The following is a 12,769-nucleotide window of genomic DNA, read 5'->3' on the forward strand; positions in this document are numbered from 1 at the left end:
GGTGGGTTTTTTGTTGCGCACGACACTACCTGACAAACAATTAACCAACTGGAACATTCCGTTCGATTATCGCCCGCTTCCGCTTGCGACGAATTGCCTCACTGCCGCCCTCCCCGCACCATCCTCTCCAGCAACACGTTGCCAATTTGATCAAAAAACCCGCCCTGCAGACCGCACTCTGCAGCGCACCGGTTCGCCAATAAAAACAAGAGATCCACGACAGATGAGCATTTCGCACCCCGCACGCCAGCTGCTGCCCGGCCTGTTGGCCATGTCCTGCGCCCTCCCCGCATTGGCCGCCGAAGGCGGTTTCATGGAGGACGCCAAGGCCACCCTCAACCTGCGCAACTTCTACATCAACCGCAACTTCGTCGACCCGGCTCACTCCCAGGCCAAGGGAGAGGAATGGACGCAAAGCTTCATCCTCGATGCCCGCTCCGGCTTCACCCAGGGCGTCGTAGGTTTCGGCGTGGATGTACTGGGCATGTATTCGGTCAAGCTCGACGGCGGTAAGGGCACCACCAATACCAACCTGCTACCGGTCCACGATGACGGCCGGCCCGCCGACGACTTCGGCCGCCTGGGCGTCGCACTGAAAGCCAAGCTGTCGCAGACCGAACTGAAAGTTGGCGAATGGATGCCCGTGCTGCCGATCCTGCGCTCGGATGACGGCCGCTCGCTGCCGCAGACCTTCCGCGGTGGCCAGCTCACCTCGAAAGAAATCGAGGGCCTGACCCTGTACGCGGGCCAGTTCCGCGCCAACAGCCCGCGCAACGACGCCAGCATGGAAGACATGTCGCTCAATGGGCGGGCGGCGTTCACGTCCGATCGTTTCAACTTCGGCGGTGGCGAATATACCTTCAACGACAAGCGCACGATGATCGGCCTGTGGGATGCCCAGCTCAAGGACATCTACCGTCAGCAATACATCAACCTGGTGCATAGCCAGCCGCTGGGCGAATGGACCCTGGGCTCCAACCTCGGCTATTTCATCGGCAAAGAAGACGGGGCCGAACGCGCAGGCCAGCTGGACAACCGCACGGCCTCGGCCATGCTCTCGGCACGCTACAAGGGCAACACCTTCTACGTCGGCCTGCAGAAAGTCAGTGGCGACGATGCCTGGTTGCGGGTCAACGGCACCAGCGGTGGCACCCTGGCCAACGACAGCTACAACTCCAGCTTCGACAATGCCAAGGAACGTTCCTGGCAGGTGCGCCATGACTTCAACTTCGTCACCGTCGGTATCCCCGGCCTGACCCTGATGAACCGCTACATCAAGGGTGACAATGTCACCTCTGGCAGCATCGACGACGGCAAGGAATGGGCGCGGGAAACCGAACTGGCCTACGTGGTGCAGTCGGGGTCATTCAAGGACCTTTCGCTGAAATGGCGCAACTCCACCATGCGCAGGGACTTCAGCACCAACGCGTTCGATGAGAACCGGTTGATCGTGAGTTACCCGCTGAACCTGTTGTGATCTCACCGGCCATCAGCCATGCGCACTGCCACCATTCGCTAAGCTGATGATAGTGGTGCGCCACAGGCTATCCTGAGCAGTATGAGTGGCCTGTGCCCGCCAACAGTGCGGCACAGGCTACACCATGCAAACAGGCCACCCAGGGAGGAACAACAATGAAAAACCTCGTTGAACACCTGAGCCAATACGCCAGCTACCACCGCGACCCACGCAATATCGCTACCCACTTCGTCGGCATTCCGCTGATCGTGCTGGCCGTGACCATCCTGCTGTCGCGCCCGGGCTGGGACGTCGCCGGGATCTGGCTGTCCCCTGCCCTTGTGGCAGCGGCAGCGTCGGTGTGGTTCTACCTGCGCCTGGACCTGCGTTTCGGGCTGGTGATGGGCTTGCTGCTGGGGCTGTGCCTGTGGGTTGGCCAGGCACTGGCGCTGCAAAGCACCGCGCTGTGGCTCAGTGCTGGGGCAGGGGCATTTGTGGTGGGCTGGATCATCCAGTTCGTCGGGCATTACTACGAAGGCCGCAAGCCAGCGTTCGTCGACGATATCAGCGGGCTGATCATCGGGCCGCTGTTCGTGGTGGCGGAGGCGGCGTTCATGCTGGGAATGTGCCCGGCGCTCAAGCATGCAGTTGAGGCCAATGCCGGGCCGGTGGCGCTGCGCTCTGCGTAGGAGCGGCCTTGTGTCGCGAAAGGGCCGCGAAGCGGCCCCATCACTTTCCGCGACGCTACAACCATCCTGGGGCCGCTTCGCAGCCCTTCGCGACACAAGGCCGCTCCTACGGGTGTTGCGTGAGCTTCACGACTGTTGACGAGACTCTACACCCAACTCATCCCACACCGATTCTGCCAGGTGGAAGGTGGCATTGGCTGCTGGAATACCACAGTAGATAGCGCTCTGCATCAGCACTTCCTTGATCTCTTCACGGGTCACGCCGTTGTTGGCCGCCGCGCGCAGGTGCAGCTTGAGTTCATCGTTGCGGTTCATGCCGATCAGCATGGCGATGGTGATCAGGCTACGCGTGTGCCGTGGCAGGCCTGGGCGGGTCCAGATATCACCCCAGGCATGGCGAGTGATCATTTCCTGGAACTCGCCATTGAAGTCGTTGAGTTTCTCCAGGCTGCGATCCACGTGGGCATCGCCGAGTACTGTGCGGCGTACTTGCATGCCGGCGTCGTAACGTTGTTTCTCATCCATGGCAGATTCCTCAGCGAGCCAGCAGGAAGTCAAGCACGCGAAGGCTGAACGCCTCGCCGATCTCGACATTGGAAAGGTGCGCTGCCGGGAATTCGGCATAGGTGGCACCGATGATCGCGGCCTGCATGAAGCGGCCATGTTCCGGCGTGGTCACCACGTCCTCGGTACCGGCAACGACCAACGTAGGCACCTGGATACGGCCGAGTTGCTCACGGTAATCGGCGTCGCGTACTGCCGCGCAGTTGGCGGCGTAGCCCTGTGGAGAGGTCTGCGCGAGCATCTGGCAGATGCGCTGCGCCTGCTCAGGTTGGGCCTGGGCAAACGCGGGGGTGAACCAGCGAGCGATCGAGGCGTCGCGCAGGTCGGCCATGGCCTGCTGGCCGCCTTTGAGCACCATGTCGATGCGGGTATTCCACACTTCGTCATTGGCGATCTTGGCCGCGGTATTGCACAGGGTCAGGCTGTGCAGACGCTCGCCCGCATTGATACCCAGCCACTGGCCGATCAGGCCACCCATGGACAAGCCGACGAAGTGGGCATGCCGGATATCCAGTGCATCGAGCAGCGCCAGCACATCGCCGCCCAGTTGCTCGATGCTGTATGGGCCATCGGTGACCAGCGAAGCGCCGTGACCGCGAGTGTCGTAACGCAGTACACGCAAGTGCTCGCTCCACAGCGGAATCTGACTGTCCCACATGCCCAGGTCAGTCCCCAGGGAGTTGGACAGCACCAGCACCGGGGCATCGTCCGGGCCATCGAGTCGATAGTTCAGTACGCCATCGGCCAGTTGCAAATGCGCCACAGCGGTCTCCTTCAGGCAGTGAAACGTTGATGTTCAGCCACGGCGCGCGCCACCCAGACGCGGGCCTGGCCAAGGTAATGGGCAGGGTCGAGCAGACGGTCTAGCTCTTGTTCAGTCAGTTCGGCGGTCACCTGCGGCTCGTCGCCCAGCACAGCGCGCAAATGGCGCTGTTCGGCCACGGCGCGCTGGCAGCATTGCTCGAGCAAGTGATGGGCGCGGTCGCGGCCAAGGCGTTGGGCCAGGACGATGCTCACCGCCTCGGCCAGCACCAGGCCCTGGGTCAGGTCGAGGTTACGGCGCATGCGCTCGGCGTCCACCTCCATGCCTTCGACGATCACCTGGGCCTGGCGCAAGGCGCCTGAAACCAGGCAGCAGATCTCCGGCAGTGTTTCCCACTCGGCATGCCACAGGCCGAGGCTGCGCTCGTGCTCCTGGGGCATGGCTGCGTAAAGCGTCGATAGCAGCCCCGGCACCCGGGTGGCGGCACCGATCAGCACTGCAGCGCCCACCGGGTTGCGCTTGTGCGGCATGGTCGACGACCCACCCTTGCCAGGCGCGGAAGGCTCGAACACCTCGCCCGCCTCGGTCTGCATCAGCAGGCTGACATCGCGGCCCAGCTTGCCCAGGCTACCGGCAATAAGGCCCAGCACCGAGGCGAACTCCACCAGGCGGTCGCGCTGGGTGTGCCAGGGTTGCTCGGGCAAGGTCAGTTGCAACTGTGCGGCCAGGCCCTCGGCGACCGGCAACGCTTTGCTGCCCAAGGCCGCCAGGCTGCCGGAAGCGCCACCGAACTGCAGCACCAGCAAGCGCGGACGCAGCTCCTGCAGCCGTTGGCGGTGGCGCGTAACGGCGCCCAGTATGCCGGCAAGCTTCATGCCCAGGGTCACCGGGGTGGCGTGCTGCAGCCAGGTACGCCCCACCAGCGGTGTGTCGGCGTGCAGCAGGGCCTGGCGCGACAAGGTTTCGGCCAGCGTGGCGAGGTCAGCCTCGATCAGCGCCAGTGCATCACGCAACTGCAGCACCAGCCCGGTATCCATCGCATCCTGGCTGGTGGCGCCCAAGTGCACATAGCGTTCGGCCTCGGGAACACCACTGGCGATCACCTTGCCCAGCGCCTTGACCAGCGGGATTGCCGAGTTGCCTGCCGTGGCAATGGCATCGGCGAGCGCGCGAACGTCAAAGCGCTCGGCCTGGCAGGCCGCCTCGATGGCCGCTACCGCGCTGTGCGGCACCAGGCCGGCAGCAGCCTCGGCACGGGCCAGGGCAGCTTCGAAATCGAGCATGCCCTGCAGACGGCCGCGGTCGGAAAAGATCTCGCGCATGGCCGGGGCGGTGAAATAGGCGTCGAACAGTAGGTTGCTCATGCAACGTCCTTAATCATCATGGTGCAGGTACGCCGCCTGTTTCGGCAGGCGCAGGCTGAACAGGAACGCGATTGCCATCATCGCCGTCACGTACCAGTAAAAGGTGTTCTCCATACCCAGGCTTTTCAAGCCCAGGGCCACATACTCGGCCGAGCCGCCGAACATTGCGTTGGCTACCGCGTAAGCCAGGCCTACACCAAGCGCACGCACCTGCGGCGGGAACATCTCGGCCTTCACCAGGCCACTGATCGAGGTGTAGAAACTGACGATGCACAGTGCCAGGGTCACCAGTACGAAGGCCATGAACGGGCTACTGACGGTCTTCAACGCCATCAGCAACGGCACGGTGAACAGCGTCCCCAAGGCACCGAACAGCAGCATCGAGTTACGTCGGCCGATACGGTCGGAGAGCATGCCGAAGAACGGCTGCATCACCATGTACAGGAATAAGGCGCCGGTCATCACGAAGCTGGCGTTCTTCGCGGTCATGCCCGCAGTGTTGACCAGGTACTTCTGCATGTACGTAGTGAAGGTATAGAAGATCAGCGAGCCACCGGCGGTATAGCCGAGCACGGTGATGAAGGCTGCCGTGTGGTTGCGGAACAGGCCTTTGATGGAACCTGCGTCCTTGTCCTTGCGGGCTTCGGCGCTGCTGGTCTCGTGCAGCGAGCGGCGCAGCATCAGCGAGATCAGTGCAGCGATGGAGCCGACCACGAACGGAATGCGCCAGCCCCAGGCGCGCAGTTCGTCTTCGGTCAGCAGTTGCTGAAGGATCACCACCACCAGCACTGCCAGCAGTTGGCCGCCGATCAGGGTGACATACTGGAACGAAGCAAAGAAACCACGCTGGCCACGCAGCGCCACCTCACTCATGTAGGTCGCAGTGGTGCCGTACTCGCCGCCTACCGACAGGCCCTGAATCAAGCGGGCCAGCAACAGCAATGCCGGGGCCCAGGTGCCAATGCTCGAGTAGGTGGGTAAACAGGCAATCATCAAGGAGCCGAAACACATCATCAGCACCGAGATCATCAGGGAATTCTTGCGGCCATGGCGGTCCGCCAGGCGACCGAAGATCCAGCCACCGATTGGCCGCATCAGGAAGCCAGCGGCAAACACGCCCGCGGTATTGAGCAACTGAACAGTGGGGTCGTCAGAGGGGAAGAAGGCCGGCGCAAAATAGATTGCACAGAAGGCGTAGACATAGAAGTCGAACCATTCCACCAGGTTGCCTGAAGAGGCACCGACGATGGCGAAGATGCGCTTACTGCGCTCTTCACCGGTGTAGTAGGTTGAGGTCATGACGGCTTTACTCCTGGAGTGTGCTAAGTAGGTCTAGACACACTTAGTAACACACTCGTTCCGCTTCCGGGCTGGCTATTGGCCTTGTGTCGCATAAGTCCGGCCTTTTCGCGGGCCAAGCCCGCGCCCACAAGAGAGGCGTGGTCCCCTGTGAGAACGGGCTTGTCCCGCGAAAAGGCCGGAACAGGTCAAACCCGCTCGATGGCCAACGCCAGACCTTGGCCAACACCGACACACATGGTCGCCAAGCCCTTGCGCCCGCCGCTCTTCTCCAGTTGGTGCAGTGCAGTCAGCACCAGGCGCGCACCACTCATGCCCAGCGGGTGGCCCAGGGCAATCGCACCGCCGTTGGGGTTCACCTGCGGCGCATCATCGGCCACGCCCAGCTCACGCAGCACCGCCAGGCCTTGGCTGGCAAACGCTTCGTTGAGCTCGATCACATCGAAATCGCTCATGGCTACACCCAGGCGCTCGGTCAGCTTGCGCACCGCCGGTACTGGGCCAATGCCCATCACCCGTGGCGCTACACCGCCGCTGGCCATGCCCAGAACACGGGCACGCGGGGTCAGGCCGTGCTTCTTCACCGCTTCAGCCGAGGCCAGGATCAGTGCCGCAGCACCGTCGTTCACGCCCGAGGCATTGCCAGCGGTGACCGTCTTATCCGGGCCGTTGACCGGTTTGAGCTTGGCCAGTGCCTCAAGGGTGGTTTCCGGGCGCAGATGCTCATCGCGCTCGACGATGGTTTCGCCCTTCTTGTGGGCGATACGCACAGGCACGATTTCTTCGGCGAAGAAGCCGGCAGCCTGGGCTGCGGCGGCCTTCTGCTGGCTGCGCAGGGCGAAGGCATCCTGGTCGGCACGCGAAACCTGGTAATCGTCTGCGACGTTATCAGCGGTTTCAGGCATGGAGTCCACACCGTACTGGCTCTTCATCAGCGGGTTGATGAAGCGCCAGCCGATGGTCGTGTCTTCAAGCTTCATGTTGCGCGAGTAGGCGCTTTCGGCTTTGCCCATGACAAACGGCGCGCGCGACATGGACTCGACGCCGCCGGCAATGGCCAGCTCCATCTCGCCGCTGGCGATGGCACGGAATGCAGTACCGATGGCGTCCATACCCGAGGCGCACAGGCGGTTCAGGGTCACACCCGGGATACTCTCGGGCAGGCCCGCCAGCAGCAGGGCCATGCGTGCCACGTTGCGGTTATCTTCACCGGCCTGGTTGGCACAGCCAAAAAACACTTCGTCGACCTGATCCCACTGCACACCCGGGTTACGCTCGATCAGCGCCTTGAGCGGTACAGCGGCCAGATCATCGGCACGCACGCCGGCCAAGGCGCCGCCGAAGCGGCCGATGGGGGTGCGAATAGCGTCACAGATAAATACGTCGCGCATCAAGCTTCTCCTGCCAGTGGGCCATGGGCCTCGGCGGTGCGGGTTCAAAGTCACGCAGCGCACCCAGCTCGACCTCGGTTCAGGGTGCTACGTTGGGCTCAGATTAAGGAGAGTGGCGGGTCGCTGACAATCCGATAATCGACTATCCGTGCGTTTATCGAACATATTGTCGTCCAGCCACCCTTTCCCAAGGGGCCGCAGCGCGGCCCGTCAGCGCAGGCTCAGGTTGCGTCGGCGTGGCTCACCAGGCCTTTCACGATCACGCCTACCGCGGCCAGCGCAGCTGGCACCAGCAATGCCGTCAGCACCTGCTCGAAGTTCCAGCCCAGGCCAAGCAGGGTCGCGCCACTCCAGGCGCCGAGAATCGCGCCAAAGCGGCCGATGCCGAGCATCCAGGAAACACCGGTGGCACGCGCTTGGGTCGGATAGAACCGCGCCGCCAGCGAAGGCATGGCCGATTGCGCGCCGTTCACACACATCCCGGCTACCAGCACCAGAGTGGCAAGCACGGTAATGTTGCCCAGGCTCTGCCCTACCGCATAAGCGAACACGCCAGCCAGCAAGTAGAAGATACCGATGACCTTGTGCGGGTTGTAACGGTCCATGGCCCAGCCTACTGCCACGGCACTGAGGACACCACCGAACTGGAACAGCGCACCGATGAACGCGGCCTGCTCCATGCTTGCGCCGCTGTCACGCATCAGCGTCGGCAGCCAGCTGGTCAGCAGGTAGACAATGACCAGGCCCATGAAGTAGGTCAGCCACAGCAGCATCGTACCCAGGCCATAGGTGCCGGAGAAGATCACTGCGAACACGTTACGCGCGGCCACAGCCTTCTGTTCCGGCACACTGAAGCTGGCTGCCTGCGCTACGACGGCCGGTGCAATCGGCGCCAGGGTCTTGCGCACCTTGTCGGTACCGCGGTTGCGTACAACCAGAAAGCGTGCCGACTCAGGCAGCCAGACCATCAGCACCACAACCAGCAGCAGCGGCAGCACACCGCCCACCACCAACAGGCTATGCCAGCCGTAGGCCGGGATCATCTTCGCGGAAATGAACCCACCACCGGCCATGCCCAGGTTGAAACCGCAGAACATGCTGGTCACCAACAGTGACTTGAGGCGCTCTGGGGTGTATTCGGAAAGCAGTGTGGTGGCATTGGGCATACCGGCACCCAGCCCGAGGCCGGTCAGAAAGCGCAGCATCAGCAACTGGTCGACGTTGCTGGCGTAGGCCGAGGCCAGGCTGAAACCACCGAACACCAACACCGCACCTACCAGCACGACCTTGCGGCCAAAGCGGTCGGCCAGCGGCCCTGACCCCAAGGCACCGAACACCATCCCGATCAATGCGGCGCTCATCACCGGGCCAAGGCTGGCGCGGTCGATACCCCATTCCTGGGACAATGCCGGAGCGATAAAGCCCATGGCCGCAGTATCCAGACCGTCGAGGAAGACAATCAGGAAGCAAAGGATCACCACGCGCCACTGGTAGCGCGACAGCGGTTGTTCATTGATGAAGGATTGAACGTCGAGGCAGTTCCCGACAGATTGTGGCTTGTTCATTGTTGTTATCCAGAAATTGGGCACAGTCGAGCCACTGCACAAGGGCAACCGGTACAGGGTTCAAAGTCGAAGAAATGCGGCCTGAGTCAGCCTGGATACAACACAACTGCGTGCGGGTGCGGCCGCAGCAGCGAAGTGACAGTGGTCATGATGTGCGCCTCTTGTGTTTTTCTTGTTCGGTCGGCACAGCCGACCGCTGCGAGAGACATTAATCAGCCAATGGAGGGCGCGCAATTCGTCCAGAGCGACACTGTGCGTTTATCGAACAGGAAACGGTTGGCATGTTCGATAACAGTGCACAACGGCAAGACGGGCTGTACGTGTTTCAGCCAAACAACTGATGACAAAGATCGCGACTGGATGCCAGCAGGATCGGCAAGAAGCGCTGCTCCAGCTCGCTTCGGCTTACACGCCCCACATGGGTACTGACATTCAACGCCGCAAGCACCTGCCCGGACGCATCATAAATCGGCACCGCTATCGAACGCAGCCCCTGCTCCAGTTCCTGGTCGACCACGCACCAGCCCTGCTCACGCACCTGCTGAATGCAAGCGAACAGCGACTCCGGATCATGCAAGGTACGGCTGGTGCGGGCCTTGAGGTCGGCGCGGTCAAGGTACTCGCGCAAGCTGGTGTCGTCCATCGCTGCCAACAGAATGCGCCCCATCGACGTGCAGTAGGCCGGCAGCCGCCCACCGACTGACAGATCGACCGATATCAACCGCTCCACAGTGGCCGAACGGGCTATATAAAGAATGTCGTCGCCTTCGAGGGTGGCCATGTTGGCAGCCTCGTGCAACTGATCGCTGATGCGGTCCAGATAAGGTTGGGCCGACATCGCCAAGGGCGTCGACGAAAGGTAGGCGTGGCCAAGGGTCAGCACCTTGGGTAGCAGCGAATAGGTACGCCCATCGGTCGTGGCATAGCCGAGCTTGATCAGCGTATGCAAACAACGACGCACCGCCGCTCGTGGGATCTCGGTGCGGTGGCTGATCTGAGCGATGGTCAGGTGGCGCTTGCGCTCCTGGAATGCCTGGATCACGGCAAGCCCCCGCGCCAGCGAAGTCATGAAATCCGGGTCACCGGTAAATGCCTGAATGCGCTTGGCTGGCGAGGCCACGATTGGCGGCGCCAAGGCAGGGGCGCTCGGGCGCACCGACTCTGGGCTGGCAGTTTCGTTGGCCGGGATTTCGTCACTCATCGCTCACCTCAAAAAAATCGCTGCTTCGTGCGATTATCGAACAAACGGCCGATAATCGCAATTGACCGCTGACACGTTTGCTTATACCTTTCTTCTGCCACTTGTGGCTTCTTTGGAGAGACTGGTCAGGTACCCACCGTAGAAGTCCCCAGGCAACGGCCTCGCCTTTGTGCGAGGCCGTTTTTATTTCCCTGCCTGGCATCTGAACATAAGCGAACTTTCCAAGCGCCGGCCGTTCAAACTTTGCACAAGCAGCCATTACCCGCAACTTGAACGACGGTTGTAAGGGCTGGGTAAATAACACTGTCTGGCGTTTTATCGATTGCTATAATCCAGTCGGCTGGCCCGGATCCGCATTCGGGCAAGGCACTTACGGCCTGACCCTTATCCGACGACCAGCACGCCCTGTGCATGGGCAACGTGCACGTGCACGCACTACCGGCCACTTTTACATTCAGGTACTACTGTGACGAAAGATGAACTGCGCGCGGAACTGGAGCGCCAGGCTGAACGTTACAAGGAAGTTTATGGTGGTGAAGTCACCACTTACGCCGCTCAACCGGAACCGGAGCGCAAACCTTGGCGCAAACGGGCCACGGTCCAGGATCAGGCCTTCAACCAGGAACTGGAGAAGATGGAGAAAGAGTTGCGCAACGAAGACACCTGAGCGGCTTGCCGCGCGCAATTGCATTCGCGGTCGAGGGCGGCGCCCCTGGCACCGATCGTTACCAAAAGGCCGAGTATGAAATGGAATTACACAAATTTCATACAGCTGTTTGAATCATGATTAGCCATTCCCGTTTGCAGGAAAACGGCGAAATTCGGCGTTTTTTGTGATTTTTAGTGAAACCTTCTACGCTTTACTCCGTGGACGCCAATGCTTGGAAGTCGGTCAAAAGACTGCCATCGGTCAGCTGCGGGTGCATCGATTGCCAAGGTTTTCTGGCATAATCCCGCCCCCCAAATGACCGCCAGACAACCTTCATGATCGATTTATTCAGCGGACTGGATGCCTGGGTATTGGTGAGCCTGCTGCTCGCCCTGACCTTCGTGCTCGCATTCGAGTTCATCAATGGCTTTCATGACACCGCCAACGCGGTAGCCACCGTCATCTATACCAAAGCCATGCCACCACACCTGGCCGTGTTCTTCTCCGGGGTGTTCAACTTCCTTGGCGTTCTGCTGGGCGGTGTCGGGGTGGCTTACGCCATCGTTCACCTGCTGCCGGTCGAGCTGCTGATCAATGTGAACACCGGGCATGGCCTGGCCATGGTCTTCTCGTTGCTGGCTGCGGCCATCACCTGGAACCTGGGTACCTGGTATTTCGGCATCCCGGCCTCGAGCTCGCACACCTTGATCGGTTCGATCCTTGGCGTGGGCCTGGCCAATGCCCTGATCAGCGACATTCCCTTGGGTGACGGCGTCAACTGGCAGAAGGCGATCGACATCGCCATGTCCCTGGTCATTTCGCCCATGGCCGGCTTTGCTGTGGCTGCGCTGTTGCTGCTCGGCCTGAAATGGTGGCGCCCGCTGTCGAAGATGCACAAGACGCCAGAGCAGCGCCGCAAGCTCGACGACAAGAAGCATCCCCCCTTCTGGAACCGCCTGGTGCTGGTGATTTCGGCAATGGGCGTGAGCTTCGTACACGGCTCCAACGATGGCCAGAAAGGCATCGGCCTGATCATGCTGGTACTGATCGGCATTGTTCCGGCCAAGTTCGTGCTCGACCTGAACAGCACCACCTACCAGATCGAGCGCACCCGCGACGCGACGATGCACCTGAGCCAGTTCTACCAGCGCAACGCCGCCACCCTGGGCGAGTTCCTGGCACTGGGCAAGGCGCAAGCCAGCGACCTGCCGGAGCAGTTCAGTTGCAACCCGCAACAGACCGAACCCACCATCGCCGCACTGCAATCCTCGCTGCAGGGCGTGACCGATTACCGTGCCCTGGAAGCCGACAAGCGCGTGGAAGTGCGCCGCTATCTGCTGTGCCTGGATGACACGGCGAAGAAGGTCGGCAAGCTGCCGGGGCTGGATGCGCGTGAAAAGGCCGACCTCGACAAATTGCGCAAGGACCTCACCGCCACCACCGAATATGCCCCGTTCTGGGTAATCGTTGCCGTCGCCCTGGCTCTGGGCCTGGGCACCATGGTCGGCTGGAAACGCGTGGTACTGACCGTAGGCGAGAAGATCGGCAAACAGGGCATGACCTATGCCCAGGGCATGTCGGCCCAGATCACCGCAGCATGCGCCATTGGCATGGCCAACGTGTTCGCCCTGCCGGTTTCGACTACCCACGTGTTGTCGTCCGGCGTGGCCGGCACCATGGTTGCCAACAAGAGCGGCCTGCAAGGCGGCACAGTGAAAACCATCCTGCTGGCCTGGGTATTGACCCTGCCGGCGACGATGGGCCTGGCGGCTGGCCTGTTCTGGCTGGCGTCCAAGGTGATGGGCTGAGCCATAGCGGCGCAGTGAAA

The 12,769-nt window shown here is 61.7% G+C and carries 11 protein-coding genes; 4 read left to right on the forward strand and 7 right to left on the reverse strand.

From position 1 onward, the window contains the following. The first annotated feature begins 223 nt into the window (after positions 1-223). Positions 224-1,477 (forward strand): OprD family porin, encoded by a 1,254-nt coding sequence (locus tag BLX42_RS21005; RefSeq protein ID WP_161872537.1) that lies wholly within the window; start codon positions 224-226, stop codon positions 1,475-1,477. A gap of 155 nt (positions 1,478-1,632) precedes the next feature. Then, positions 1,633-2,145, forward strand: a complete 513-nt coding sequence (locus BLX42_RS21010; RefSeq protein WP_046784915.1) for a DUF962 domain-containing protein — start codon at positions 1,633-1,635, stop codon at positions 2,143-2,145. Positions 2,146-2,271: 126 nt separating this feature from the next. On the opposite strand, the gene pcaC is transcribed toward BLX42_RS21010, so the two are convergent. From pcaC to pcaR, 7 genes are all read right to left on the reverse strand, one after another. Next, positions 2,272-2,670, reverse strand: coding sequence for a 4-carboxymuconolactone decarboxylase (gene pcaC, locus BLX42_RS21015; protein ID WP_115273674.1), 399 nt, complete (start codon positions 2,668-2,670; stop codon positions 2,272-2,274). A gap of 10 nt (positions 2,671-2,680) precedes the next feature. Then, positions 2,681-3,472: a 3-oxoadipate enol-lactonase gene (gene pcaD, locus BLX42_RS21020; protein WP_115273673.1), complete on the reverse strand. Its 792-nt coding sequence runs from the start codon at positions 3,470-3,472 to the stop codon at positions 2,681-2,683. An 11-nt stretch (positions 3,473-3,483) separates the two neighbouring features. After that, on the reverse strand, positions 3,484-4,836 hold the full coding sequence (locus tag BLX42_RS21025) for a 3-carboxy-cis,cis-muconate cycloisomerase (RefSeq protein WP_125924260.1): 1,353 nt from the start codon (positions 4,834-4,836) through the stop codon (positions 3,484-3,486). 9 nt (positions 4,837-4,845) lie between these two features. Next, complete coding sequence (locus tag BLX42_RS21030; RefSeq protein WP_046784911.1) at positions 4,846-6,135, reverse strand: MFS family transporter; 1,290 nt, start codon at positions 6,133-6,135, stop codon at positions 4,846-4,848. A gap of 188 nt (positions 6,136-6,323) precedes the next feature. After that, positions 6,324-7,529, reverse strand: a complete 1,206-nt coding sequence (pcaF, locus tag BLX42_RS21035) for a 3-oxoadipyl-CoA thiolase (RefSeq protein ID WP_177433159.1) — start codon at positions 7,527-7,529, stop codon at positions 6,324-6,326. A 218-nt stretch (positions 7,530-7,747) separates the two neighbouring features. Then, positions 7,748-9,091, reverse strand: coding sequence for an MFS transporter (locus BLX42_RS21040; RefSeq protein ID WP_046784909.1), 1,344 nt, complete (start codon positions 9,089-9,091; stop codon positions 7,748-7,750). A 325-nt stretch (positions 9,092-9,416) separates the two neighbouring features. Further along, the gene (gene pcaR / locus BLX42_RS21045) at positions 9,417-10,292 is read right to left on the reverse strand and encodes a pca regulon transcriptional regulator PcaR (RefSeq protein ID WP_046784908.1); all 876 of its coding nucleotides are present in this window, start codon (positions 10,290-10,292) and stop codon (positions 9,417-9,419) included. A 466-nt stretch (positions 10,293-10,758) separates the two neighbouring features. Between pcaR and BLX42_RS21050 the strand changes: the two genes are divergently transcribed. Further along, positions 10,759-10,959 carry a hypothetical protein gene (locus BLX42_RS21050; RefSeq protein ID WP_012312935.1) on the forward strand — a complete coding sequence of 67 codons (201 nt, stop codon included), beginning with the start codon at positions 10,759-10,761 and terminating at the stop codon, positions 10,957-10,959. A gap of 317 nt (positions 10,960-11,276) precedes the next feature. Then, entirely contained in the window at positions 11,277-12,749 is a 1,473-nt protein-coding gene (locus tag BLX42_RS21055; protein ID WP_046784907.1) for an inorganic phosphate transporter, read from the forward strand. Positions 12,750-12,769: the final 20 nt, after the last annotated feature.

The sequence above is a fragment of the Pseudomonas sp. SG-MS2 genome (genome assembly GCF_009933855.1).
Classification (GTDB): Bacteria; Pseudomonadota; Gammaproteobacteria; order Pseudomonadales; family Pseudomonadaceae; genus Aquipseudomonas; species Aquipseudomonas putida_E.

Bases quoted from the DNA above. Each gene is read 5' to 3' on its own strand.
- BLX42_RS21010 (WP_046784915.1), top strand. From the start codon at position 1,633: ATGAAAAACCTCGTTGAACACCTGAGCCAATACGCCAGCTACCACCGC.
- pcaC (WP_115273674.1), bottom strand. From the start codon at position 2,670: ATGGATGAGAAACAACGTTACGACGCCGGCATGCAAGTACGCCGCACA.
- BLX42_RS21005 (WP_161872537.1), top strand. From the start codon at position 224: ATGAGCATTTCGCACCCCGCACGCCAGCTGCTGCCCGGCCTGTTGGCC.
- pcaR (WP_046784908.1), bottom strand. From the start codon at position 10,292: ATGAGTGACGAAATCCCGGCCAACGAAACTGCCAGCCCAGAGTCGGTG.
- BLX42_RS21055 (WP_046784907.1), top strand. From the start codon at position 11,277: ATGATCGATTTATTCAGCGGACTGGATGCCTGGGTATTGGTGAGCCTG.
- BLX42_RS21030 (WP_046784911.1), bottom strand. From the start codon at position 6,135: ATGACCTCAACCTACTACACCGGTGAAGAGCGCAGTAAGCGCATCTTC.
- BLX42_RS21025 (WP_125924260.1), bottom strand. From the start codon at position 4,836: ATGAGCAACCTACTGTTCGACGCCTATTTCACCGCCCCGGCCATGCGC.
- BLX42_RS21040 (WP_046784909.1), bottom strand. From the start codon at position 9,091: ATGAACAAGCCACAATCTGTCGGGAACTGCCTCGACGTTCAATCCTTC.